Source organism: Aeromonas sp. R2-1, from assembly GCF_040908425.1.
Classification (GTDB): Bacteria; Pseudomonadota; Gammaproteobacteria; order Enterobacterales; family Aeromonadaceae; genus Aeromonas; species Aeromonas caviae.
On sequence record NZ_JBFODR010000055.1, the window covers coordinates 135032 to 160443 of the forward strand.

At 62.3% G+C, this 25412-nt stretch carries 23 protein-coding genes and 1 pseudogene; 11 read left to right on the plus strand and 13 right to left on the minus strand.

Annotation, left to right across the window (positions count from 1 at the left end; all coding sequences use genetic code 11):
* Positions 1-195: 195 nt before the first annotated feature.
* Positions 196-1341: an acetylornithine deacetylase gene (gene argE, locus AB5Y80_RS20540; RefSeq protein WP_039040568.1), complete on the minus strand. Its 1146-nt coding sequence runs from the start codon at positions 1339-1341 to the stop codon at positions 196-198.
* A 261-nt stretch (positions 1342-1602) separates the two neighbouring features.
* Between argE and argC the strand changes: the two genes are divergently transcribed.
* From argC to argH, 5 genes are all read left to right on the plus strand, one after another.
* On the plus strand, positions 1603-2610 hold the full coding sequence (gene argC, locus AB5Y80_RS20545) for an N-acetyl-gamma-glutamyl-phosphate reductase (protein WP_010675690.1): 1008 nt from the start codon (positions 1603-1605) through the stop codon (positions 2608-2610).
* 23 nt (positions 2611-2633) lie between these two features.
* The gene (gene argB / locus AB5Y80_RS20550) at positions 2634-3413 is read left to right on the plus strand and encodes an acetylglutamate kinase (protein ID WP_010675689.1); all 780 of its coding nucleotides are present in this window, start codon (positions 2634-2636) and stop codon (positions 3411-3413) included.
* Positions 3414-3438: 25 nt separating this feature from the next.
* Positions 3439-4356 carry an ornithine carbamoyltransferase gene (locus AB5Y80_RS20555; protein ID WP_010675688.1) on the plus strand — a complete coding sequence of 306 codons (918 nt, stop codon included), beginning with the start codon at positions 3439-3441 and terminating at the stop codon, positions 4354-4356.
* Between the two features lie 56 nt (positions 4357-4412).
* Positions 4413-5648, plus strand: a complete 1236-nt coding sequence (locus AB5Y80_RS20560; RefSeq protein ID WP_010675687.1) for an argininosuccinate synthase — start codon at positions 4413-4415, stop codon at positions 5646-5648.
* Between the two features lie 202 nt (positions 5649-5850).
* Positions 5851-7236, plus strand: coding sequence for an argininosuccinate lyase (gene argH / locus AB5Y80_RS20565; RefSeq protein ID WP_201890328.1), 1386 nt, complete (start codon positions 5851-5853; stop codon positions 7234-7236).
* A gap of 105 nt (positions 7237-7341) precedes the next feature.
* Here argH and AB5Y80_RS20570 read toward each other — a convergent pair whose 3' ends face one another.
* Positions 7342-8235 (minus strand): LysR substrate-binding domain-containing protein, encoded by an 894-nt coding sequence (locus AB5Y80_RS20570; RefSeq protein WP_201890327.1) that lies wholly within the window; start codon positions 8233-8235, stop codon positions 7342-7344.
* 96 nt (positions 8236-8331) lie between these two features.
* On the opposite strand from AB5Y80_RS20570, the gene AB5Y80_RS20575 reads away from it, so the two are divergent.
* The 4 genes and pseudogenes from AB5Y80_RS20575 to AB5Y80_RS20590 all read left to right on the plus strand — a co-directional run bounded on the left by AB5Y80_RS20575 (position 8332) and on the right by AB5Y80_RS20590 (position 10432).
* Positions 8332-8658, plus strand: coding sequence for a carboxymuconolactone decarboxylase family protein (locus AB5Y80_RS20575; protein ID WP_045522042.1), 327 nt, complete (start codon positions 8332-8334; stop codon positions 8656-8658).
* Positions 8649-9041 carry a tautomerase family protein gene (locus tag AB5Y80_RS20580; RefSeq protein ID WP_010675683.1) on the plus strand — a complete coding sequence of 131 codons (393 nt, stop codon included), beginning with the start codon at positions 8649-8651 and terminating at the stop codon, positions 9039-9041. The genes AB5Y80_RS20575 and AB5Y80_RS20580 overlap by 10 nt, the downstream gene beginning before the upstream one ends.
* Entirely contained in the window at positions 9038-9562 is a 525-nt protein-coding gene (locus AB5Y80_RS20585) for a DUF4865 family protein (RefSeq protein ID WP_201890326.1), read from the plus strand. The genes AB5Y80_RS20580 and AB5Y80_RS20585 overlap by 4 nt, the downstream gene beginning before the upstream one ends.
* A 235-nt stretch (positions 9563-9797) precedes the next feature.
* Positions 9798-10432: pseudogene (locus tag AB5Y80_RS20590) on the plus strand (FMN-binding negative transcriptional regulator).
* A gap of 73 nt (positions 10433-10505) precedes the next feature.
* On the opposite strand, the gene AB5Y80_RS20595 reads toward AB5Y80_RS20590, so the two are convergent.
* Both AB5Y80_RS20595 and AB5Y80_RS20600 read right to left on the minus strand, forming a co-directional pair.
* Positions 10506-10967 (minus strand): hypothetical protein, encoded by a 462-nt coding sequence (locus tag AB5Y80_RS20595; protein ID WP_277856602.1) that lies wholly within the window; start codon positions 10965-10967, stop codon positions 10506-10508.
* 190 nt (positions 10968-11157) lie between these two features.
* The gene (locus AB5Y80_RS20600) at positions 11158-11370 is read right to left on the minus strand and encodes a hypothetical protein (RefSeq protein WP_104452260.1); all 213 of its coding nucleotides are present in this window, start codon (positions 11368-11370) and stop codon (positions 11158-11160) included.
* A 377-nt stretch (positions 11371-11747) separates the two neighbouring features.
* Here AB5Y80_RS20600 and AB5Y80_RS20605 point away from each other — a divergent pair, with 377 nt between their 5' ends.
* Entirely contained in the window at positions 11748-12257 is a 510-nt protein-coding gene (locus AB5Y80_RS20605) for a GNAT family N-acetyltransferase (RefSeq protein WP_368173465.1), read from the plus strand.
* A gap of 505 nt (positions 12258-12762) precedes the next feature.
* Here AB5Y80_RS20605 and AB5Y80_RS20610 read toward each other — a convergent pair.
* The 9 genes from AB5Y80_RS20610 to AB5Y80_RS20650 all read right to left on the minus strand — a co-directional run bounded on the left by AB5Y80_RS20610 (position 12763) and on the right by AB5Y80_RS20650 (position 22893).
* The gene (locus AB5Y80_RS20610; RefSeq protein ID WP_368173466.1) at positions 12763-15546 is read right to left on the minus strand and encodes an Ig-like domain-containing protein; all 2784 of its coding nucleotides are present in this window, start codon (positions 15544-15546) and stop codon (positions 12763-12765) included.
* A gap of 647 nt (positions 15547-16193) precedes the next feature.
* On the minus strand, positions 16194-16535 hold the full coding sequence (locus AB5Y80_RS20615) for a DUF1294 domain-containing protein (RefSeq protein ID WP_139739468.1): 342 nt from the start codon (positions 16533-16535) through the stop codon (positions 16194-16196).
* Positions 16532-17122, minus strand: a complete 591-nt coding sequence (locus AB5Y80_RS20620; RefSeq protein ID WP_277856603.1) for a sugar O-acetyltransferase — start codon at positions 17120-17122, stop codon at positions 16532-16534. Before AB5Y80_RS20620 ends, AB5Y80_RS20615 begins: the two co-directional genes overlap by 4 nt.
* Positions 17123-17208: 86 nt before the next feature.
* Positions 17209-18471, minus strand: coding sequence for an MgtC/SapB family protein (locus tag AB5Y80_RS20625; protein ID WP_368173467.1), 1263 nt, complete (start codon positions 18469-18471; stop codon positions 17209-17211).
* Between the two features lie 220 nt (positions 18472-18691).
* Entirely contained in the window at positions 18692-19528 is an 837-nt protein-coding gene (locus tag AB5Y80_RS20630; protein ID WP_039040560.1) for a transporter substrate-binding domain-containing protein, read from the minus strand.
* Entirely contained in the window at positions 19525-20286 is a 762-nt protein-coding gene (locus AB5Y80_RS20635) for an amino acid ABC transporter ATP-binding protein (protein ID WP_368173468.1), read from the minus strand. Before AB5Y80_RS20635 ends, AB5Y80_RS20630 begins: the two co-directional genes overlap by 4 nt.
* Complete coding sequence (locus AB5Y80_RS20640; protein ID WP_368173469.1) at positions 20283-20945, minus strand: amino acid ABC transporter permease; 663 nt, start codon at positions 20943-20945, stop codon at positions 20283-20285. Before AB5Y80_RS20640 ends, AB5Y80_RS20635 begins: the two co-directional genes overlap by 4 nt.
* A 74-nt stretch (positions 20946-21019) precedes the next feature.
* Positions 21020-21685 carry an amino acid ABC transporter permease gene (locus AB5Y80_RS20645; protein ID WP_368173470.1) on the minus strand — a complete coding sequence of 222 codons (666 nt, stop codon included), beginning with the start codon at positions 21683-21685 and terminating at the stop codon, positions 21020-21022.
* Entirely contained in the window at positions 21682-22893 is a 1212-nt protein-coding gene (locus AB5Y80_RS20650) for a threonine synthase (protein WP_368173471.1), read from the minus strand. The genes AB5Y80_RS20645 and AB5Y80_RS20650 overlap by 4 nt, the downstream gene beginning before the upstream one ends.
* A 215-nt stretch (positions 22894-23108) precedes the next feature.
* Between AB5Y80_RS20650 and AB5Y80_RS20655 the strand changes: the two genes are divergently transcribed.
* A complete protein-coding gene (locus AB5Y80_RS20655) occupies positions 23109-25256 on the plus strand; it encodes a prolyl oligopeptidase family protein (protein ID WP_277856609.1) in 2148 nt (715 codons plus the stop codon).
* The last annotated feature ends 156 nt before the right edge of the window (positions 25257-25412 follow it).

Consider the following 25412-nt stretch of genomic DNA (forward strand, 5'->3'; position numbering starts at 1 on the left):
TGGTGCCTCCTGACCTTCCAGGCGGGAGGCGACCTCACTTATTGTTGTGCGATTACAACATATGCTCCGTCATCTTAGGGGGACAATCTACCCAGATTGTCTGCGCAAGGTCAAATAACAAGCCGATTCAGAACATGTATTTCCCTCACCTGTCCCAAGGCGCCTGTCATGTAACTTACTTACATCCCTATTTGGCTAGACGCAGAAGCGCCGGATCAGGTGCTGCAGCACCGCCGTGGTCGGTTTGACGAACGACAGATCCAGGTATTCATCGGGCTGGTGGGCCTGGGTGATATGGCCTGGACCCATCACTATGGTCTCGCAACCCAGCTGCTGGATAAAGGGGGCTTCGGTGCAATAGTTCACGGACTCGGCGGCCCGGCCGCTCGCCTTTTCCGCCTCCCGCACCAGCTCGGAGTCATCCTGGCAGGCATAGGCCGGAATGGGTTCGTGCAGGTGCTGCAGGTGCAAGCAGCCGGGCTGGTGGATCTCGATGGGGGAGAGCGCCTCTTTCAGCATGCCCATCAGCTCGTCGGGTCCCACCTGCGGGGTGGGACGCATGTCGATGTGCAGCTCGCAGCAGCCGCAGATGCGGTTCGGGCTGTCGCCCCCCTGGATGTAGCCGAGGTTCAGGGTGGGCTGGGGCACGGCGAAGCGGTGATCCGCGTACTTTTCCTTCAGATCCTGCTGGAGCCTGAGCACCTGACCCATGGCCTTGTGCATGATCTCCATGGCGTTGACGCCGTTGGCGGGATCCGAACTGTGGCCGCTTCGGCCTGTGATGCGAATGGCTTCCGACATGTGGCCCTTGTGGGCCACCACGGGCACCAGCCCGGTGGGTTCGCCGATCACCGCGTAGTCGGGTTTGAGTTCGGCTGCGGCGGCGATGGCGCGGGCCCCGGCCATGGTGGTCTCTTCATCGGCGGTGGCCAGGATGCGCAGCGGCTTGCTCAGGGTCTTGAGGTCGACCTCCTTGAGCGCTTCCACGATAAAGGCGAAGAAGCCCTTCATGTCGATGGTGCCGAGCCCGTACAGGCGGTTGCCCTCTTCGGTCACCTTGAAGGGGTCTTTGGTCCAGGCTCCTTCATCGAAGGGAACCGTATCCGTGTGGCCCGCCAGCAGCAGCCCCCCTTCTCCCTGACCATAGGTCGCCACCAGGTTGAACTTGCCCGGCAGATCCGGCAGGGCCGTCACCTCGCACTGGAATCCAAGCTGGCCGAACCAGTCGGCCAGCAGCCGGATCACCGCCTCGTTGCTCTGATCCCAGCGAGTATCCGTGCTGCTGATAGAGGGAATCGCAATAATATTCTTATAAAGTGAAAAAAAATCCAGTTTGGCCATCAGCTCCTCCTTGCGTCCCCGGAGTGTTTCTGTTAGAAAATACAAATGCAAAGTGAGTGCATGAATATTCTGTTCGAGTGCTCATCGACAAGGCCTCTAGTTGTAAGGGAAAGTTAATGTTCTGTCACCTGATCTGTAACCGACGACGCATATCCGCCTGAATTGCCCCTCCGCACTCGTTGCATCAAAGGGGCGATAGCCGACCCCTTGCACCGCAGCACCATGCTGTGAATTTCGAACCCAGACTTGGAATACTCAAACATGCTTAAGACCGTTATCGTCGGTGCCAGTGGCTACGCGGGGGCCGAACTGGCCGCTCTGGTCCAGAACCATCCACAACTCGAGCTGTTCGGCCTCTATGTTTCCGCCGGCAGCCAGGACGCCCACAAGCGCTTCTCTTCCCTGCATCCCCAGTGGGTGGGCAAGCTGGATCAGCCGCTGCTGCCCCTGGACGAAGACGGCATGACCCGGATCCTGACCCAGGCCGATCTGGTGGTGCTGGCTACTGCTCACGAGGTGAGTGCGGAACTCGCGCCCAAGTTCCTGGCCAAGGGGTTGCCGGTGTTCGATCTCTCCGGTGCCTTCCGGGTCAACGATCAGCAGTTCTACTCCTCCTTCTACGGCTTCACCCACGAGAATGAGCAGTGGCTGGAGCAGGCCGCCTACGGTCTGGCCGAGTGGAATGCCGATGCCGTCAAGGCCGCCCAGCTGATTGCCGTGCCGGGATGCTACCCGACCGCCTCCCTGTGCGCCCTCAAGCCGCTGCAACAGGCCGGGCTGATTGCCCAGGGGTGGCAGCCCATCATCAATGCGGTTTCCGGCGTCTCCGGGGCTGGTCGCAAGGCCGCCATCAACACCAGTTTCTGCGAAGTGAGCCTCAATCCCTACGGCACCTTCAATCACAGGCACCAGCCGGAGATCAGCCACCACCTCGGCAAGGAGGTGCTGTTCCAGCCCCACCTCGGCAACTATGTGCGGGGCATCCTGGCCACCATCTATGTGCAACTGGCGGAAGGGGTGACGCCGACCCAGGTGGATCAGGCCTACCTCAAGGCCTACGAAGGCAAGCCCCTGGTACGCCTCACCGGCCAGATGCCCTCCATCCGTGGCGTGGCGAGCACGCCCTACTGCGACATCGCCTGGCAGCAGCAGGGCAACATGCTGGTGGTGGTTTCTGCCATCGACAACCTGCTCAAGGGGGCCGCCTCGCAAGCCATGCAGTGCATAAATATCAAGTTTGGTTTTGAACCGGCCACCGGCCTGATTTAACGCTTTAAGAAAGGATCGAGAAGATGGACAAGCAGACGCTGGTAATCAAGTTGGGTGGTGCCCTGATCGAGAACGACGAGGCCCTGACCGCCCTGTTCGCCACCCTGAAGACCTTCCTGGATGATCAGCACCGTCCTCTGGTGCTGGTGCACGGTGGTGGCTGCCTGGTGGATGACCTGCTCAAGGGGCTGGGCATGACCTCCACCAAGAAGAACGGCCTGCGGGTGACCCCGTTCGAGCAGATCCCCGTGATTGCCGGTGCCCTGGCCGGGACCGCCAACAAGATGATGATGGCCAAGGCCATCTCCACCGGCATTCCTGCTGTGGGTCTGTGCCTCGCCGACGGCGGTCTGTGCCAGGTGACCCAGCTCGATCCGGATCTCGGTGCGGTCGGTGACTGCAAACCGGGCAACCCGGCGCTGGTGGCCGGCATCCTGGGGCAGGGCTTCCTGCCGGTGGTGAGCTCCATCGGCATTACCGCCGACGGACAGATGATGAACGTCAATGCGGATCAGGCGGCCACCGCCATCGCCGAAGCGCTGGGCGCCGATCTGGTGATGCTGTCGGATGTGAGCGGCATTCTGGATGGTAAGGGCAAGCTGGTGCCGCAACTGGACAAGCAGAGCGCGCTGGACCTGATGGAGAAGGGCGTTATCACGGACGGCATGGCCGTCAAGGTGAAAGCCGCCCTGCACGCCGCCGAAACCCTGGGCAAGCCGGTCTGTGTCGCCAGCTGGCGCTACCCGGATCAGCTGCTCAAGCTGCTGGCTGGCGGCGCGGTCGGCACCCAGGTCACCCTCTGATCTCCACCGGGAAAAGGACAATTCGATGCAACATCTTCTGAAAGACAGTGATTTAAGCAAGGCCCAGATCGAGGCGCTGCTGGCGCTTGGCAAGGCGGTCAAGGCCGATCCGAAGAAATACAGCCAGGCCCTGGCGGGCAAGAGCGTGGTCACCCTGTTCGAGAAGCCCTCCCTGCGTACCCGGGTCACCTTCGACATCGGCATCGCCAAACTGGGTGGTCACAGCGTCTATCTGGATCAGCAGAACGGGGCGCTCGGCAAGCGGGAGTCGGTGAAGGATTTCGCCAGCAACCTGTCCCGCTGGTGTGACGCCATCGTCGCCCGGGTGTTCGATCACCAGACCCTGGTCGAGCTGGCCGAGTTCGGCTCGGTGCCTGTGGTCAACAGCCTGTGCAACCTCTACCACCCCTGCCAGGGGCTGGCGGATTTCATGACCATCAGCGAGCACTACAGCGACCTGTCCAAGGTGAAGCTGGCCTATCTCGGCGATGGCAACAACGTGAGCCACTCCCTGCTGCTGCTGGGGGCGACCCTCGGTACCGATGTGACCCTGGTCTGCCCGAAAGGCCATGGCCCGGATACCCAGATCTTCCTGCAGGCCCAGGCGCTGGCAGCTCAATCTGGCGCGACCATACATATCAGCGATGATGTCGCGGATATCGAAGGCTTTGACGTGGTTTATACCGATACCTGGGTTTCCATGGGTGACAACACACCAATGGAGCAGGTAAAAGATATCTTCATGCCTTATCAGATCAACCAGGCCCTGCTCGATCGGACCGGCATCCAGCACGTGCTGCACTGCCAGCCGGCCCACCGGGAGCTGGAGATCACCTCGGAGGTCATGGACGGCCCAGCCTCCCTCATCATGGATGAGGCAGAAAACCGGATGCATATCCAGAACGCCGTGCTGCTGACCCTGTTCGGACAGGGCCAGAAGTAATCCGGCAACCGACCCGGAATCACCCCTTTTTATCGAATCATCACGGAGAGAAGTAAATGAGCGGAATCAACAAGATCGTACTGGCTTACTCGGGCGGACTGGATACCTCGGCCATCATTCCCTGGCTGAAGGAGCACTATGACGCTGAAATCATCGCCTTCGTCGCCGACGTGGGCCAGGAGCGTGACGATCTGGAAGGGATCGAGCAGAAGGCCATCGCCTCCGGCGCGGTCAAGTGCATCGTCAAGGATCTGCGGGAAGAGTTCGTCAAAGAGTATGTCTACCCGACCCTGAAGACCGGCGCCGTCTATGAAGGCACCTACCTGCTGGGCACCTCCATGGCCCGTCCGGTGATCGCCAAGGCGATGGTCGAGGCTGCCCTGGCAGAAGGGGCTGATGCCATCTCCCACGGTTGCACCGGCAAGGGCAACGACCAGGTTCGGTTCGAAGGGGCGGTGGCTGCTCTGGCGCCCCAGCTGAAAGTGATCGCCCCCTGGCGGTTGTGGGACATGCGTTCCCGGGAAGATCTGCTGGCCTATCTGGAAGCCCGCAACATCCCCTGCAAGGCGACCCTGAAGAAGATCTACAGCCGCGACGCCAACGCCTGGCACATCTCCACCGAGGGTGGCGAGTTGGAGAGCACCTGGAACGAGCCGTCCGAAGCCGTCTGGCAGTGGACCGTCTCTGCAGAGGATGCCCCGAACGAGCCGGAATACGTCAAGCTGACCGTGGCCAAGGGCGAAGTGGTCGCCGTTGACGACCAGCCGCTCAGCCCGCACCAGATCCTGACCACCCTGAACGAGCGTGCCGGCAAGCACGGTGTGGGCCGGATCGACATCACCGAGAACCGGATGGTGGGCATGAAGTCCCGTGGCTGCTACGAGACCCCGGGTGGTACCGTGATGGTTGCCGCACTGCGCGCCGTGGAAGAGCTGGTACTGGACAGACCGACCCGCGCCTGGCGGGAAAAACTCGGCGCCGAGTTCTCCCACCTGGTGTATGACGGTCGCTGGTTCACCCCGCTGTGCAAGGCCATTGTCGCCTCCGCCAACGCCATCGCCGAGGAGCTCGACGGTGAAGTGGTGCTGAAGATGTACAAGGGTCAGGTCACCGCGGTGCAGAAGAAGTCGCCGAACAGCCTCTATTCCGAAGACTTCGCCACCTTCGGTGCCGACGAAGTGTACGACCAGAGCCATGCCGAAGGCTTCATCCGTCTCTACACCCTGGCGAGCCGGATCCGCGCCATGAAGGAGCAGCATCAAGCCATCGGTGGCGACCATACCCACGGCTAAACAAGCGCTATCACCCGTTGATTCGAGGGGGCATGGCCCCCTCTTTTACAGGCAGAGAGGCCCTTTGCCATCCTCATCGGGTGTGACAAGAGCGGCTGCGCCCTGGCCGCTTCTGTGAGATAACAGGCTCGCAGAAAAACAGGGCAAGATTTCAAGTTCGACGGCGCAAGGCGCCGCCGACAACGCATTCAAGGAGAGCAGTATGGCACTTTGGGGTGGACGCTTCAGTCAGGGAGCCGATAGCCGGTTCAAGCAGTTCAACGATTCGCTGCGGTTCGACTACCGTCTGGCGGAGCAGGATATTCAAGGCTCCATGGCCTGGGCCAAAGCGCTGGTCAAGGTGGGCGTGTTGACCGCCGATGAGCAGGCTCAGTTGCAGCAGGCGATGGAGGTGCTCCTCGCCTCCGTGCAGCAGGATCCCCAGCAGATCCTGAACTCGGACGCCGAAGACATCCACTCCTGGGTCGAGAGCCAGCTCATCGACGCCGTCGGCGCCCTTGGCAAGAAGCTGCACACCGGTCGCTCGCGCAACGATCAGGTCGCCACCGACCTCAAGCTCTGGTGCAAGGCACAGGGTGAACTGCTGCTCGGCTCCATTACCGCCCTGCAACAAGGGTTGGTGGCCTCCGCCCGTGCCAACCAGGCCGCGGTGCTGCCCGGTTACACCCACCTGCAGCGGGCCCAGCCGGTCACTTACGCCCACTGGGCCCTGGCCTATGTGGAGATGCTGGAGCGGGACCATTCCCGTCTGCAGGATGCCCTCAAGCGCCTCGACACCAGCCCCCTCGGCTGCGGCGCCCTGGCGGGCACCGCCTATGCCATCGACCGCGAAGCCCTGGCGCTCGACATGGGCTTTAGCGGCGCGACCCGCAACAGCCTGGATTCGGTGTCCGATCGGGATCACGTGGTGGAGCTGATGCACGTGGCGTCCCTCTCCATGACCCACCTGTCGCGGTTTGCCGAAGACCTTATCTTCTACAACACAGGTGAAGCCGGTTTTGTGGAGCTCTCCGATGCGGTGACCTCAGGTTCCTCTCTGATGCCCCAGAAGAAGAACCCGGACGCGCTGGAGCTCATTCGTGGCAAGACCGGCCGGGTGGTCGGCGCCCAGATGGGCATGTTGATGAGCCTCAAGGCGTTGCCGCTGGCCTACAACAAGGACATGCAGGAAGACAAAGAGGGGCTGTTCGACGCCCTCGACACCTGGCACGACTGCCTCGACATGGCGGCCCTGGTGCTGATCGATCTGAAGGTCAATGGCGAGCGTACCAAGGCGGCGGCCCAGGGCGGCTACGCCAACGCCACCGAGCTGGCGGACTATCTGGTGGCCAAGGGCATCCCGTTCCGTGAGGCGCACCATATCGTCGGCGAGACGGTGGTCTATGCGATCCAGGTGAAAAAGCCCCTGGAAGAGCTCTCCCTCCCCGAGTTCCAGCGCTTCAGCCCCGTGGTGGGGGAAGATGTTTACCCGAACCTAGAGCTGGAAGCGACCCTGGCCAAGCGGGTCGCCAAAGGCGGCGTCGCCCGCGAGCAGATCGAGGGCGCATTGGTCGCCGCCGAAGCCTGGCTGAGCAAGCGGGCGGGTTAAGCCAACCGGCTTGCCATGGGAGTAAGAAGGCAGAACGGCAACCCCAGGGTTGCCGTTTTTTTATGGGCACGCCTCGGCGCCGTGAGGCGCGTTGACCAGGCGCTGTCAGCCCCTGTGTCCGGCGCTGGCCTGATGCACGGCGTCCGTGAGCAGCCGTTGCAACTGGCATCTGGCCTCGTCGGCTTCATGGCTGGCAGTGAGCAGCACCACCCCCAGGGTACCCGGTGAGGGCAGCACGCCGCCGAGGAGGGTGAGACTGGCCGGCATGCCGATGGGGGAACGCACCGTGATCCCGAGCCCAGCCTGCACGGCGGCCCAGATCCCGCCCAGGCTCTGGCTGGTGAAGGCGATCCGCCAGGGGATCCCGGCATCGTCGAGGGCGCGGATGGCCCGCGCCCGCATCAGGCAGGGGGCATCGAAGAGCACCAGGGGCAGGGGCTCCCCGCGCGCGAGCAAAGGGGCGAGGTCCCACTCGGGGTGGGCAATCCAGGCCAGTTGCACCACCTCGATGAGGGGAAGATCCTCCCGCTCTCCCTGTGGCTGCCAGGCGAGAGCCATGTCGAGGGTGCCTTCCCTGATCCCCTGCACCAGGGCCCCGTTGCGAGCGATGCGGGTCGTCATGCGCAGGGCCGGGTGCTGGCGACAGAGGGGTCCCAGCACGGCGGGGAGCAAAGATTCACCGAAGTCCTCCTGCACCCCGAGCCGGATCTCCCCTTGTAGCAGTTCCCCTTTGAGGGCGAGTACGGCTTCGTCATTAAGCGCCAGCAGCCGCTTGGCGTAGCCCAGCAGGCGCTCACCGCTGGCCGTCGGCACCAGGTGACGTCCCTGCTTCATGACCAGATCGGTGCCGCACTGCTGTTCGAGTTTTTTCAACTGGGCGCTGACCGCCGAGGTGGAGCGGCACAGCCGCTGCGCCGCCAGCGCAAAGCTGCCGCACTCCAGCCCCAGCACATAGCTGCGCAGGGCATCGAGATCCAGGCTGGGGGGAAGGGGTGACATAACTATCCTTATAATCGGGATGATTGGTCTTGAATATTTCGATTTTTTAAATTGTAGCAGTGAGGGAGAGTGGCTTCATCTACCAAGGAGATTGCCATGACACCTGATGTTCCCGATCGCGCCGCCCTGGCGCAGCTTGCCCCCCGACTCGCCCGACTGGCGGAAGAGACGCTGTTTGGCGATATCTGGCAGCGCCCCACCCTCTCGGCACGCGAGCGCAGCCTGATCACCCTGGCCATCCTGGCGTCCCTGGGCCGGGTGCAACAACTGCCCTGGCATATTGCATTCGCCCGGCAAAACGGCCTGTCCCGGGATGAGCTGGAAGAGCTGTTCACCCATCTTGCCTTCTACGCCGGTTTGCCCGCCGCAGTGACGGCCGTGGGCTATCTGCCCCCCCGCGAGGAGGTGACCCCATGCCGCTGACCCGCATCACCCTGTGCGAGGGGATGAGCGACGCACACCTGCAGCAACTCAGCGCCCTCTACCACCAGACCCTGGTGGAGGTGTTCGAGGTGCCGCCGAAGGATAAATTCCAGATCCTCGAGATCTTGCCTGCCAGTGCGCTCATCTATGACCCCCACTACCAGACCGGCCGCCGGGACCAGGGTTTCATCCTCTTCCAGATCCTGGCGGGCAAGGTGCGCAGCACCGCGACCAGGGAGCGGCTTTATGCACGTCTCGCCGAGCGCCTTGAGGCCGAGCTTGGGATCCACCCCGACAACCTCATGGTGGTGATCCAGCAGACCGATGCCGAGGCGTGGAGTTTCGGCCAGGGCCGGATGTTCAGACAGGAGGTGGCCTCATGATCGCCATGCACTACCGATTCACCCTGCCCGCAGACTACGACATGGCGCTGATCGAGCAGCGGATCGCCAGCAATGGCGCCAGACTGGACGGCTTTCCCGGTCTGTTGTTCAAGGCCTATCTCTACAGCCGTCAGGACGATGGGGCCCTGCCGGGGCAGGAGAACCGCTATGCCCCCTTCTATGTGTGGCACAGCGCCGAGGCGATGCACCGATTCCTGGCAAGCGAGGGATTCGCGGCGCTCACCCGGCATTTCGGCTGGCCCCGCATCGAGACCTGGCATCTGCTGCGGGCGCCGGATCCGGCCTCCCTCGACGGGGCTTGCATGGCCAGGCTGCGGCGCACCAAGGTCGCTTCCCACGACCAGCTGGCCGACCTGCACGGCGAGGCCATGGTGAGCGGCTGGGATCTCACCCGATGGGAATGGCTGGAGGCGGATTTTCTCCCGTCCCCCTCATCGCCCTTGCCTGGCGGGGGCGAGATCTACCGTATCGGCTATCTGGCGAAGGGGGGCGGGGTGTAAAGCGGAATTATCTTTGTCATTGATGTTGTTTTTCCATTCACTTGGGCTGTGAAAGTGATATTCGCATCGTGAACATAGGGTGTTATATCGCGCTTGTGGATGATGATGTGGCATTGCGGCCACCTGCGGCAATGAACTGGCTCAGTGGGACACATTCAGGGTGACGGCCCGCGCCGGGCAGGGCATGATCCCGCTGCAATGCGTATGGACGCGTCAACCGGATCAAGGAGTTCCCATGTACCTGCCACCCCATTTCGCCGTTACCGACCCCGAGGCGCTGCACCAGCTGATGCAGGCGCACCCCCTGGGGGCCCTGATCACCTGTGGTGAAGGGGGCTGGATGCCAACCACCTGCCGTTCGAGTTCGATGGGGAGCAGGGGGCCCACGGTGTGCTGCGGGCCCATGTGGCCCGCAACAACCCACTCTGGCAGGAGGTGAAAGAGGGCGACGAGGTGCTGGTGATCTTCCGCGCCGCCGAGGGTTATATCTCTCCCAGCTGGTATCCGGGCAAGCAGGTGCATCATCAGCAGGTGCCCACCTGGAACTATGCCGTGGTGCACGCCCATGGCCGTATCCGGGTGAGGGACGATGCCCGCTTCGTGCGTCGCCTGCTCGCGACCCTGACCCGTACCCACGAGGCGGGAGAGTCCATTCCCTGGAAGATGGCGGATGCTCCGAGAGACTATCTCGAGACCATGGTGCAGGCCGTGGTGGGCATAGAGATCGAGATTGAGCGGCTGGTCGGCAAGTTCAAGCTGGGTCAGAACAAAGAGGCGGCGGATCGCCTGGGAGCGGCCAATGCCCTGCAGGAGCGCGGGCAGACCGCACTGGCCGGCGCCATGCTGAGCCCGCCTCCTTCACAGCCCTAGCGTGACACCTTGAGATCCGGCCCGACAAAAACGGCAACCGTCTGGTTGCCGTTTTTCATGGTTCCACTCCCGCTCACGCGCTGGCATTAAGCAGTTTGCCGACGCCTTCCCCCGGGCCCTGGGGCAGGGTCTGCTTGAAGGCGTAGAGCAGCTGATCGAGGTTGAGGTCGCTGTTGCCGAGGGAGCCCTTGAGGGTGTCGAGCTCGCTCTGCAGCGCGTCGAGGCGGGTGCTCTGGGTGCCGTCTGCCAACTGGGTGCGGGCGGCATCGATGGCCTGGGGCAGGGGCTGGCCCGAGGATTCCTGACCCAGGGTCTGCATCAGCGCCCCCATGAAGTGGTTGATGGCGGGGCGGTTCTGCTCGCAGTCAGCCTCCTGGATGCCGAGGCGCTGGAACAGGCTCTGCACCGTGGGGGCAAGGTGCTCTTCCTGCACGACAGGCTCGGTCTGGGCGGGCGGCGTGCTGTCGCCCAGCAGCTTGCTGCCCAGCTTGAGGGCAAGGGAGGCGAGGGGAAGCAGGGTGCCGATGGCGATCATGATGTCACTCTCCGTACGACTGATGTCATGACGGAGCAGGGATCGGGCCAGCTTGGCGAACATTCAACCGAAAAATGGCAGGGGATTGATCCTGCTGTGAATTTCGTTTTTGCCAGGCGGAGGACGGGCGGGGGCGGCGGCAAACCCTTGCAGCCCGGGGGCTGGCCGGTTTGCCGCCCGGCTTGCCGGATCAGAGCTCCTTGAACGGGCGGCGCTTCTCCTCCTCGATGACGATGGCCTCCAGATTGGCGATGCGCTCCTGCAACTCCCTGATGATGAGATCCTGTTTGCCGAGGCGATCCGTGATGCGGGCATCCCCCATCTGGTAGCGGGCGCGTTTGGTGAGATAGCTGAACGACACGCTGATAAAGACGATCAGGACGATACCTGTCCACATGGTCATGAATGACTCCTTTCAAGATTTGAACGAGAGGATCTGTCTCCCGCGCTGTCGTTGTCTCATACCCGACCTTGGGCGGCAATGCCCGCCTGGTTGTCTTCGGTACGCGCCGGTCTGCCCGAGGGGGCCACTCTCCGTCAAGGAGGATGCCTGAATGTGATGGCTCCTCTGTCATGCGGTCGTGACTGGACAGGGCGTGTGTTGGCGATGATGTTGGTTATTTGCCGCGTGTAAAGATGAATGCATGGTCGCGAAAAGTGTGCGTTCGATCATTCATGCACATTATTCAGTATGTTATTGATGGAGTCCTCTTTTAATAAATGCCTGTCACCTGATATCGATGATGCATATCAGGCCGGGCATCAGCATGAGGTCATCCAATGGAAATAAAAAGACTGACGCGTGGTGACGAAAATATCTGGTTCAAGGCATTATCCATACTGCTTGCTGAAACAGGTGAGGGGGCAGAAAAAGCCTCTCTGGAGGATATTGCCGCCGCTATTTCCGATGAGCGCTGTTATCTGCTGGTTGCCTTGCATGACGATGAGCCTGTCGGGCTGCTCAGTGCGTACCGTTTCCCCGACGTGAGAACCGGGGGGCACCTGGCGTATCTTTATGATATTGAGGTGTTGGATGAAAAAAGAGGGCGTGGCATAGGAAAAGGGTTGGTCAATACCCTGATTGCCTGCTGCACGCGCGATGGCGTCAGACTGGTTTGGGCCGGGACCGATATGGGAAATAAAGCCGCACGACAGACCTTTGTGACGACCGGCGGAAAGGTAGAAGGCAGCGCTTATGTTGAATATGAGTGGGATAGGCTGGATGACGCCATGTCACCGGAATGTCCGTCTGCTTCACCGGTCTACGCCTTGACCGAACCATCGCCGTAATGACCCGTTGCAATAAAGGGCTGGGTATTGCCTTTTGCCAGGATGAGTGAACTGCTTCCTCGAGTGCTGACCGGGCTGGCAACAATATGGATCCGTTCTAACGATGGGGAGGTCTCGGGGGTGGAATCCTCTGAGCCACCACTACAACCCAATAATAAAAATGAAAAAAGCAGGGCGACATATGACCGTAATATCTTTGTCATAGGTAAAGTCCTCCAAGTTTATATTTCTGGCGCAAGCCTTGAGGGCTCGCATGAATTTATGAGCGTCGAGACAGTCAGGCTGGAAATCATGTTTTTGATGGGGGTGCTTATAAGCCCAGTCAGAACATACGATTTCAATCAGAGCGGCGTTAATCGCCAGGTGTTGGTTGGCGGATGGTGGCCGCCAGTAATCTATTCACTGTCGAGACGTTTATTTACTGGGGGCGCAGGACGTTGCTGTGTTGCAGATGCCCTGGCGCACGGATATAGCTGGCGCTTGCGCGCCAGCAACAGGTTAAAGGCTAAATGTCCTTACGAACGCAAGTTACGTTGTATTCACTGTTGATGCTGGCGTAGTTGGTGTTGCCGCTACCCATGTGTTTGCTGTGGTGACTGAGTATCCCCGTTGTATTGCGGGCCCAGGTCCAGTAGTAGCTGGTAGTACCACCACACTGATGGGGATTGCCCAGGGGCCACCCGTGAACACTACACATCTCTGAATTGGGCTGACCGGTAGCCGTGGCAGAAGTGCTCTGAATAAATAGATTTTCCAGCTCGTTTATGGTTGGCAGGCGATATGCGGGGTTCAGTCCTTTACAATAGGCATCGGCATTCCGCAAATTACGCTTGATGGTGTCAGGAGTTGTGAAAAACGGTAAAAGAGCCACCTCTTCTACTTCTATTTCTGCGGTGGCGCTGAAATGTTGGCCATTGACCTCACCGGAGGCGGTAATGGTCACAGTCCCGGCAGACACGCCGATCACCATGCCTTTGTCGGCGCCACTGCTGCTGATGGTGGCTACAGCCTGGTTGCTGGAACTCCAGCTCACAGCGTTATCCGCAGTAACATCGAGTACCTTGCCATCAGAGAGTATGGCTTCCCCTTTGAGCAGTTCACTCAAGCCTACAGGCAGGGTGGAAATGGTGGAGGAGATTTGAACTTGGGTCACGACGGCATGGGTAATGGTCACCTCGGCGGTGGCGCTGAAGGGCTGGCCGTTGACCTCACCGGAGGCGGTGATGGTGACGTTGCCCGCCGATACGCCGGTGACCATGCCTTTGTCTGGACCACTGCTGCTGATGGTGGCGATGGCCGGGTTGCTGGAACTCCAGCTCACGGCGATATCAGTGGTGAAGTCGAATACCTGGCCATCTGAGAACAGGGCTTCTCCTTTGAGTTGTTCACTCAAGCCTGCAGGCAGGGCGGAAACGGTGGGGGTGATTAGAACCTGGGTCAAGACGGCGTGGGTGATGGTCACCTCGGCGGTGGCGCTAAAGTGCTGACCATTGGCCTCACCGGAGGCGGTGATGGTGACAGTGCCCGTCGATACGCCGGTCACCACGCCTTTGTCGGGACCACTGCTGCTGATGGTGGCAACGGCCGGGTTGCTGGAGCTCCAGCTCACGGCATCGTCAGTGGTGACATCCAGCAGCAGCATCGACTGATGGCCATCGTACAGAAGGGCTTCTCCTTTGAGTTGTTTACTCAAGCCAATCGGCAAGGAGGAAACGGCGGGGGTGATCTGTACCTGGGTCACGACGAGACTGGTAATGGTCACCTCGGCCGTCGCGCTAAAGTGTTGGCCATTGGCCTCACCGGAGGCGGTAATGGTGACGGTCCCTGGGGACACGCCGGTCACCATGCCTTTGTCGGGACCACTGCTATGGATAGTGGCGATGGCAGGATCGCTGGAGTGCCAGCTCACGGCGTCGTCAGCGGTGACATCCAGCACCTGACCATTGGACAGAGTGACTTTCCCTGTGAGCCGTTCACTCCAGCCTGCTGGCAGGGTGGAGACGGTGGGGGTGATTTGTACTTCCGCCACAACTGCCTTGGTAATGGTCACTTTGGCAGTCGCGCTGAAGGACTGGCCATTTGCCTTGCCGGCGGCGGTGATGGTGACAGTCCCTGGGGACACGCCGGTCACCCTGCCTTTGTCGGCACCACTGCTGCTGATGGTGGCGACGGCCGGGTCGCTGGAGTGCCAGCTCACCACGTCGTCAGCGGTGACATCCAGCACCTGGCCATCGGACAGAAGGGCTTCCCCTGTGAGTTGTTCACTCAAACCAACGGGCAGAGAGGAAACGGCGGGGGTGATCTGTACCTGGGTCACGACGGCATGGGTGATGGTCACTTCGGCCGTTGCGCTGAAGTGCTGGCCATTGGCCTCACCGGAGGCGGTGATGGTGACGGTTCCTGCGGAGACACCGGTCACCCTGCCTTTGTCGGCGCCACTGTTGCTGACGGTGGCAACGGCCGGGTCGCTGGAGCGCCAGCTCACCACGTCGTCAGCGGTGACATCCTGCACCTGACCATCGGAAAGAAGGGCTTCCCCTGTGAGTTGTTCACTCAAGCCAACGGGCAGAGAGGTAACGGCGGGGGTGATCTGCACCTGGGTCACGACGGCATGGGTGATGGTCACTTCGGCGGTGGCGCTGAAGTGCTGGCCATTGGCCTCACCGGAGGCGGTGATGGTGACGGTTCCTGCGGAGACGCCAGTCACCCTGCCTTTGTCGGCGCCACTGTTGCTGACGGTGGCAACGGCCGGGTCGCTGGAGCGCCAGCTCACCACGTCGTCAGTCGTGACATCCAGCACCTGACCATCAGACAGAATGGCCTCCCCTGTGAGCTGTTCACTCAAGCCAACGGGCAGAGAGGAAACGGCGGGGGTGATCTGTAGTTGGGCCACAACGGCATGGGTGATGGTCACCTCGGCCGTCGCGCTGAAGGATTGGCCATTGGCTTCACCGGAGGCAGTGATGGTGACGGTTCCTGCGGAGACGCCGGTCACCCTGCCTTTGTCGGTGCCACTGTTGCTGACGGTGGCAACGGCCGGGTCGCTGGAACGCCAGCTCACGGCATCGTCAGCGGTGACATCCAGCACCTGGCCATCGGACAGAATGACTTCCCCTTTGAGTTGTTCACTCAAGCCAACCGGCAGGGAGGAAACGGCGGGGGTGATCTGCAATCCGGATATGGAGATATCTGGTGGTATTACAGTGGATGAGTCATTGTTATTACCATTACAACCCAGTAATAAAAATGAGAAGAGTAGGGCGACATATGACCGTAACATCTTTGTCATAAGCAAGGTCCTCTATATTTATATTTTTGGAGCAAGCCAGAGGGCTTGGGCAATCATAAACAGGGGCGAGCTACAGCTATGCAAGGATGTGGGAAAGTACGAACAAAAAAGTATGTACGACGATCTTTAAGGCGGCTATGGTTGGTAACTCTGTAATGTGATTGAATAATAACCTGAGATATTAATCACGACCAGCATTTTAAAAAATGTACTTTTGTTATTCCTTTTTGTTTGCTTTCAGTATGAATGAACTCTGAATGGAATTAGTTATATTTTCGCCTGAAATATCCTGTAACAAATTATATTGTGCGATGCATTCAACGTGCTTTTTGTTTAACTGGTTTTGATGAACTAACTCTGAATGAATTTTGCTAAATTCCCCTCAGACATATTTTGATACAATTTTTATGGGGGCCATTTTCAATCGGCTATTCATGTTTTGTGTCCTCCATATGGATGGGGGTCGTACGAAGAGCCGTATTCAATTGGCATGGTGTGCGGGGGGATGGGCGCGGCGCCTTTCCTAGCATGACATGCAGATCCCGATTCATCTTGCTTGCATTGCCTGTCGTGGAGGGGCGATTGTGCAGCGCCCCTGTCTGCCCCGTGGGCGACTGGGCTGACAGGGGCATTGTCAGCGCGTCGGCTCAGAGCCCCTGCCAGAGCGGCCAGCCGAGCCAGATCCCGAGCAGCAGCAACTGCCCCCAGACGATGGCCCAGAACCGCAGGCGGTAGCTCCCTTTCTGGGTCTTGTGGCGCAGCCACTGGCGGGCGACCAGGGCGCCGGGCCAGCCGCCGCACAGCTCAAGCAGATGCAGGCGGGCCTCGGGCACGCGCCAGCCGCCACGAATGGCCTGGCGTTTGTCCCAGGCGTAGACGACCAGGGTCAGCAGGCTCATCAGCAGGATCAGGGCCAGCGGCCACCAGTTGGCATCGTGCGCGCCGAGCCAGCCTGCCCAACCCAAAGGCAGCAGGGCAAGGGCCATCATGACAGGCACGCCTGATCCCGAGTCTCGCCCGGTTGTAGCGTGCGGATCACCCGGGCCGGATTGCCCACCGCCAGGGAGTCCGCCGGGATGTCCCGGGTGACCACGGCGCCAGCCCCTATGATGGAGCGGGGCCCTATGGTGACGCCTGGGCAGATGATGGCCCCGCCGCCGATCCAGCAGTCATCGCCGATCCGCACCGGCTTGTTGTAGGCGGTCCAGTTGCGTCGCTCCAGATAGTCCATGGTGTGGGTGGCGGTGTAGATCTGCACGTTGGGGGCCAGCAGCACATGGTTGCCGATATGCACCTCGCCCACGTCGAGTATGGTGACGTTGAAGTTGAAGAAGGTCTTCTCGCCGATGTGGATGTTGCGGCCGAATTCGCAGATGAAGGGGGTGCTGATCCAGCAGGAGTCGGGACAGTGGGCGAAGAGGTCGCGGCAGATCTGCTGGCGCAGGACGTGATCCCCCGCCGGTGAGGCGTTGAGTCGGCTCAGCAGCGCCTGGCCGCGAATGCGGTCGTTCGCTATCTCCTCGCTCTGGCTGTCCAGGGCGCCCCCCGCCAGTACCTTGTCCCAGTCGCTTGCCATGGTCATCTCCTCCTGCTGCAAGAGGGGGCAGTATACGCGACAAGGGGAGGGGGTGTCAGAGTGCTGGGCCCGTCAGGTGATCCCCGTCATCCTGTCATCAGGACAAGGGGCAGGATGAGCAGGATGGAGACGAGGTAGGGGAGCAAGACCCGCCGCCCCAGGCTGCGTCCGCCAATCACCAGTGCCAGCACCCCTTTCACCAGGGAGTTGACCAGCCCGGCGAGCAGTATGCCCCTGGCGGCTACCTCCAGGGCCAGCTCCTTCTGGGCGAGCTGGGAGAGGGAGAGGGTGATGGCGTCCACGTCCGTGATGCCGGAGACCAGCGACAGCAGATAGACCCCGGAGTTGCCCACCTTGCTTTGCAGCAGGGTGGCCATGAAGCCGATGAGGGCGAGCAGCAGACCGAACTTGATGGCGGTGGCGAGATCCAGCGGGTTGCGGGTTTCGGGCTGTACCGGGCCGTCCGGCATCTCTTCCCGCTGGCGCCAGAACCAGAACGCAAAGCCGTAGACGATGGCCGCCAGCAGCAGCAGGGGGGCGGCCAGACGCAGCGCCAGCTCCCCGTGGATGATCAGCACCAGTGCCAGCAACCTGAGCCACATGGTGGCCCCCGCCAGCAGGATGCCGGTGGCCAGCAGCCGCTCCAGCCCTCCTTGCTCCTTGTTGAGGCGGGCAAATTGCAGGGTGAGGGCGGTGGAGGAAGCGAGCCCCGCCAGCATGCTGGTGAGCACCAGCCCGGAGCGGGTGCCGAGCAGGCGCACCGCGAAGTGACCACAGAACGAGATGCCAGCGATCACCACCACCATGAGCCAGATCTTGAAGGGATTGAAGGCATTGAGGGGACCCATCTCGGTATCGGGGAGCACCGGCAGCAGCACCAGGGAGATGAGCAGAAAACGCAGGGTGGCGTGAAACTCCATTTCGCTCAAGAACAGCATCCCCTGCTGGATCTTGCCCTTGAGCCCCATCAGGAGGGCCGCCAGCACGGCGCAGGCCACCGCCTCGCTCGGGCTCTGCAGCACCGACATCAGCCCCAGCAGGTAGGTGAGCACCATGGCTACCGAGCTGGTGAGGCCGAACTCCCCCTGCCAGCGCTGGGCCAGCCAGACCGAGAGGCCGCACCCCGTCACCACGGTCAGCAGACCGAGCAGGGCCAGCCAGGCGCCCAGGGTGGGCAGCAGCAGGGCGCAGACCCCGCCGAGCAGACCGATGAGGCCATAGGTGCGCATCCCGGCGATGCGCTGGTTGTCTCCGAGCTGGCGCACCTGCCAGCCCCGCTCCAGCCCGATGATGAGCCCGATGGCCAGGGACACCAGGGCGCCGTAGACGGGCTCGGCCTCTATCCACATGGGTTTCTCCTCCCGCTGCCGTTTCAGTGAGGATGGCACAGGGCATCCCGGGGCAGGGGGAGCTGGCTCACAGAGCGGGTGTCCCGCCTGCCGGGGTCTTGCAAACAAAAAAAAGGCGCCACCTGGAGGGGGCGCCTGGAAAGGTCAAACCTTGCGGTTTGCAGACCAACGGAACCAAAGATCACACACTTCACACTCAGCACTGCTGTGGGGGCAGGGCTCAACCCTGCCACTTGCCTCCTTCCACTATCACGTCGTTGGGATCGGTATCGGCGCTCAGCTTGTCGCGCACATACTGGTCGTAGAGTTTGAGCAGGTACTTCTCTTCCCCCAGCTTGGCGAGACGGTCGTTGACCCAGTCACGCAGCTCGATATTGCCCTTCTTCACCGCCGGCGCGATGGGGTCTTCCGAGCCCAGCTTCTCGGGCAGCACCCGATAGCCCGGGTTCTCCTTGGCCCAGCTGAACAAGACCAGGTTGTCCTGGGCATAGGCATCGCCACGGCCCTGGGCCAGCGCCTGCAGGGATTCGGTGTTCTTCTCGAACTTGAGCACCTTCCAGTCCGGGTGGTTGCGGGTCAGCCAGATGTCGGCCGTGGTGCCGGTAGTGACGATAAGCCGCTTGCCGGCCAGATCGTCGAGCTTCTTGGCGTCGCTGCCTTCCGGCACCAGCACCTGCACCGCGACCTTGAGGTTCGGGTTGGTGAAGTCCACCACCTGCCGCCGCTCCGGGGTCACAGTCATGTTGGCGAGGATGAGATCCACCTTGTCGCTCTGCAGGAAGGGGATGCGGCTGGCGGGCTCCACCGCCACGAACTCGACCTTGTTCTCGTCCCCCAGCAGATCCTTGGCGAAGCGGCGGCCGAGATCGGTGTCAAAGCCGACGTAGTTTCCTTTCTCGTCCACATAGCCAAACGGCGGCTTGTCGGTGAAGACGCCGACGATGAGCTTGTCACGGGCCTTGATCTTGGCGAGGGAACCGTCTTCTGCCTGGGCGGCGCCGCTGGCGAGGCCCAGGCCGATGAGGGCGCTAAACAGGACCGAGGTAATTATCTTCATGCTGACTCCTTTCGTTTGCTGACAGTTGTATAAGAAAACTTGGCGAGGAACTGGCGGGCACGCTGGCTGCGCGGGCTCTCGAAAAACTGATGGGGCGCGGCCTGCTCCAGGATGTGGCCGCCGTCCATGAAGACGATGCGATCCGCCACCGCCTGGGCGAACGCCAGCTCGTGGGTGACGATGAGCAGGGTCATGCCGCTGCCGGCGAGATCCCGGATCACCTCCAGCACCTCCTGCACCATCTCGGGATCCAGCGCAGCGGTCACCTCGTCAAACAGCATCACCTGCGGGTTCATGCACAGGGCCCGCACGATGGCGATGCGCTGCTGCTGGCCGCCGGAGAGCTGGCGTGGATAGTCGTGGCGCCGCGCCCACAGGCCGATGCGAGTCAGCAGCTGTTCCGCCTGCAGCAGGGCCTCGGCCCGCTCCCGTTTTTGCACCTGAAGGGGGCCGAGCAGCACGTTCTCCAGCACCGTCAGGTTGGGGAAGAGGTGATAGCTCTGGAACACCATGCCGATGCGCTGGCGCAGCCGCTGCCAGTCGGTGCTGGCATCCAGCCTCTCTCCATCGAAGCGAATATCGCCCCCCTGAATGGGTTCGAGCCCGTTGAGGGTGCGTAGCAAGGTGCTCTTGCCGCAGCCGCTCGGCCCCAGGATGACGATCACTTCCCCTGGGTTCACCGTGAGGCTGACCTCGTCCAGTACCCGGTTTTGGCCGAATTGTTTGCTGACAGCATTGAGCTCAAGCAGAGGTGTCATACCGCATTACCCCATTGTTGCTCCAGCCGGCGCGAGGCGAGCGAGAGCGGATAGCAGACCAGAAAAAAGAACAGGAACAGCAGACCGTAGATAAGCAGCGAGCCATAGGTGCGCTCGATGATCTGCTGGCCCACCTTGATCACCTCCACCACCCCGATCAGCACCGCCAGCGAGCTGGTCTTGATGATGCGGGTGTAGATGTTGATGGTGGGCGGCGTCAGCCGTTGCAGCGCCTGGGGCAGCAGCACGTGGCGATAGAGCTGCCAGCGGGAGAGCCCGAGCGCCAGGCCGGCCTCCTGCTGGCCGCGGGCGAGGGAGTTGAGGCCGCCGCGCACCACTTCCCCCACCTCGCTGGCGCCCCACAGGGCCAGCACCAGCACGGCGCACCAGAAGGCCGGGATGTCTACGCCGAAGAAGATCGGCAGCCCGAAGAAGAAGAGGTAGAGCCAGACCAGCACGGGCACCACCCGAAACAGCTCCAGATAGACCCGCAGAGCTCCCCGAGTCAGCCTTCCCCCTTGCTGGGCCAGCACGCCGTAACCGACCCCGCCCAGGGTGGCGAACAGGATGGCGAGCAGGGAGATGGCGAGGGTCTGACCCGCGCCCACCGCCAGCAGCGGCAGCGCCTGCGCCAACTGCTCAGTGACCGGACTGGCCATAGCGAGCCCTCCTTCTTTGTGCATGGGTGGCGAGTGACGGCGGCAGCAGGACAATAGCTGTCTGCATCAGTTGCTCAATGACCGAACTGACCATGTTGCAGCCTCCTTTCAACGACGCGCAGGGCAAGGGAGAGCGGCAGAAAGATCAGCACGCACATCAAGGTCAGCACCGCCAGCATCTCGTAGGTCTTGTAGTAGAGGGCGATGTAGTTCCTGGTGGTGTAGAGCAGCTCGGGCACCGCCACTGCCGAGGCCACCGTGGTCTCTTTGAGCAGAAAGATGAAGTTGGCAAACAGCGCCGGCAGGCTGGCGAGCCAGGCCTGGGGCAGCTGGACGTGGCGCAGCAGCTGCCAGCGGGAGAGGCCGATGGCCCGGCCCGCTTCCAGCTGGCTGGGGGGGATTGCCTGAACGCCTGCCCGCAGCGCCTCGGTGAGGTAACCGCCGCCGAGGAAGGTCATGGCGATCACCGCCGTGGCAAAGCCGGAGAGCGAGATGCCGAGCGCCGGCAGCCCGAAGTAGAGAAAGAACAGCTGGATCAAGAGCGGCGTGTTGCGGGCCAGCTCCACATAGGCGCGGAGCAGCCCGTTCAGCCAGGGCTTGTGCAGGCTTTGCAGCGTCACATTGAGCAGCGCCACGACGAGCGAGGTGAGGATCACTAGGATGCCGAGCTGCAAGGTGACCCAGACCGATTGGCCGAACGCCGGCAGGGTGGTGAGAACAAAGGACCAGTCGAAGCTCATGCCGGGATCCTCCCGTCACGGCGCAGCCGCTGGGGCACGACCGTGATGGCGTCAGGGTACTTGATGCCGGCGCCGGTGTTGAGCACCACCACCCGCTCGCCCCCCCGTATCCAGCCCGCTTCCCGCAGCTGGCGGGCGGCGGCGAAGGCGGCCGCCCCTTCCGGGCAGACGAAGCTGCCTTCGCGTGCGGCGAGCTGGCGGATCTCGCGCTGGATGGCGCTATCGTCCACCGCGACGGCGCACCCCTCGGTGCGATAGAGGGCGTCCAGCACCAGAAAGTCCCCCAGCGCCTTGGGCACGTTGATGCCAAAGGCCAAGGTCTGGGAATCGGGCCAGAAGCGCGATTCGCGCTCCCCCTGCTGCCACGCCTGGACGATGGGGGCGCAGCCGCTCGCCTGCACCGCCACCAGTCGCGGCAGAGGCCCCTTGACCCAGCCCAGCTCCTGCAACTCCCGCAGCGCCTTGTAGATGCCGATGAGACCGACTCCGCCGCCGGTGGGGTAGAGGATGACGTCCGGCAGGGTCCAGCCGAGCTGCTCGGCGATCTCCAGCCCCATGGTCTTCTTGCCCTCGATGCGATAGGGCTCCTTGAGGGTGGAGGCATCGAACAGCCCCTGCTCGGCCACCGCCTCGGCCACCTGGCGACCGGCGTCGCTGATGAGGCCGTCCACCAGATAGAGGCGGGCACCGGCCAGCGAGGTCTCCAGTCTTGTGATGGCGGGGGCCGCCTGGGGCATGACTATGGTGCTGCGCAGCCCGGCGCGGGCGCCGTAAAGCGCCCAGGCGGCCCCGGCGTTGCCGTTGGTGGGCATGGCGAAGTGGGTGACGCCGAGTTCCCGGGCGCGGGAGACGCCGACCGCGGCGCCGCGGGCCTTGAAAGAACCGGTGGGGATGATGCTCTCATCCTTCATCCAGAGATCCGGAATGCCGATCTGCTTGCCGAAAGTGGGCAGGGGCAGCAGAGGGGTGAAGCCTTCCCCCAGGGTGATCACCTGGGCGGGGTCGCGCACCGGCAGCAGCTCGTGGTAGCGCCACAGGCTGGCGGGGCGGCCCAGCAGAGCGGCCGGGTGCCAGGCCTGTTTCAGGGCCTCGAGGTCGTAGCTGGCCAGCAAGGGGGCACCGACCGGGCTCAACTGCTGGGGCTGATCGGCATCCACTATCTCGCCGGTTTTGCTGCAACGCAGATGTGATAGGTAGCTGTACGGCATGCTTTATCCTGAATGGCTCACGTTGGCTGGTGTCTTATTCCATCCTGTGACCCAGGGGCCGGATAACAAACAAAATAAAGCGGCAAACTTAAGCGAAAAAATTCATATGGCTCCCCCGTGCCGACGGGCCACCCTCTGCCACCGGTCGGGGGGTTGGGCCATCCGGCGCGCTTTGTTAACCTGCCCGCTCACTCAAACTGCAGGGAGCCGCCTCGATGCGAGCCATTGTCAGCCTGCTGGCCCTGTCACTGCTCTGTGCGTGCAGCGGCCAGCCAACCAGAGAGGATGCCATGTCAGGGAATACGCGCCTTCACTACCCCGTCACCCGCCAGGGTGAGCAGGTGGATCACTACTTCGGCCAGGCCGTGGCCGACCCCTATCGCTGGCTGGAGGATGATCGCAGCCCCGAAACCGAGGCCTGGGTCAAGGCCCAGAACGCCGTGACTCAGGGTTACCTGGCGCAGATCCCGTATCGCGCCGCCATCAAGGAGAAGCTGGCCGCCTCCTGGAACTACGCCAAGGAGGGGGCACCGTTTCGCGAGGGGCGCTACCACTACTTCTTCAAGAACGACGGTCTGCAGAACCAGAACGTGCTGTGGCGCCAGCTGGAGGGCAAGCCGGCCGAGGTGTTCCTCGATCCCAATACCCTCAGCCCCGACGGCACCACGGCGCTGGATCAGCTGAGCTTCTCCCGCGATGGCCGCATCCTGGCCTACTCCTTGTCGCTGGCCGGCAGCGACTGGCGCGAGATCCACCTGATGGACGTACAGAGCAAGCAGCCGCTGGAGGCGCCCCTCAAGGACGTGAAGTTCAGCGGTATCAGCTGGCTCGGCAACGAGGGCTTCTTCTACTCGAGCTACGACAAGCCGGATGGCAGCGAGCTGTCGGCCAGGACCGATCAGCACAAGGTCTATTTCCACCGGCTCGGCACGGCGCAGGAGGATGACCGGCTGGTGTTCGGCGCCATCCCGGCCCAGCACCACCGCTACGTGGGGGCGACCGTCACCGAAGATGACCGCTTCCTGCTCATCTCGGCGGCGAACTCCACCTCCGGCAACCGCCTCTATGTGAAGGATCTGAGCCAGGAGAACGCGCCGCTGCTGACGGTGCAGGGGGATCTGGATGCGGACGTGAGCCTGGTGGACAACCAGGGCGGCACCCTTTACCTGCTGACCAATCGGGACGCCCCCAACGGCCGGCTGGTGACGGTGGATGCTGCCAACCCGGGGCCGGCCCACTGGCGGGATCTCATCCCCGAGCGTCAGCAGGTGCTGACGGTACACAGCGGCAGCGGCTATCTGTTTGCCGAGTACATGGTGGATGCCACCGCCCGGGTCGAGCAGTTCGACTACGAAGGCAAGCGGGTGCGCGAGGTGGCGCTGCCCGGCCTTGGCAGCGTCAGTGGCTTCAACGGCAAGCACGACGACCCCGCCCTCTACTTCGGCTTCGAGCACTATGCCCAGCCGCCCACTCTTTACCAGTTCGAGCCAAAGAGCGGCGCCATCAGCCTCTATCGCGCCTCGGCGGCGCCGTTCAAACCGGAGGATTACATCTCCGAGCAGCGCTTCTACCAGAGCAAGGACGGCACCCGGGTGCCGCTCATCATCAGCTACCGCAAGGGGCTCAAGCTTGATGGCAGCAACCCGACCATCCTCTACGGCTACGGCGGTTTCGACGTGAGCCTGACCCCGAGCTTCAGCGTGTCGGTGGCCAACTGGCTGGATCTGGGGGGCGTCTATGCGGTGGCCAACCTGCGCGGGGGCGGCGAGTACGGCCAGGCCTGGCATCTGGCGGGCACCAGGATGAACAAGCAGAACGTGTTCGACGACTTCATCGCGGCGGCCGAGTACCTCAAAGCCGAGGGCTACACCCGCACCGATCGGCTGGCGATCCGCGGTGGCTCCAACGGCGGTCTGCTGGTGGGGGCCGTGATGACCCAGCGGCCTGATCTGATGCGGGTCGCCCTGCCGGCGGTGGGGGTGCTCGACATGCTGCGCTACCACACCTTCACCGCCGGGGCGGGCTGGGCCTATGACTATGGCACCAGCGCCGACAGCGAGGCGATGTTCGACTACCTGAAGGGCTACTCGCCGCTGCACAACGTCCGGGCCGGGGTCAGCTACCCCTCGACCCTGGTGACCACGGCGGATCACGACGATCGGGTGGTGCCGGCCCACTCCTTCAAGTTTGCCGCCACCCTGCAGGCCGACAATGCCGGCCCCCATCCCCAGCTCATCCGCATCGAGACCAATGCCGGGCACGGGGCGGGCACGCCGGTGGCCAAGCTTATCGAGCAGAGTGCGGACATCTATGCCTTCACCCTGTACGAGATGGGCTATCAGCAGTTGCCGCGTCAGCCTTGATCCGGGCGAGGCGGGCGCCAGCCATCCACTATCATCAGGGCCCTGCGGGGCCCTTTTTATTGCCGCGCGTTTGAACGTGGGCCTGCGACTATCCCTGTCTCGCCGCTGGCCCCTTTTGGCAGACGGGCCCCATCTGTCATCCCCCCGGTGGTATAG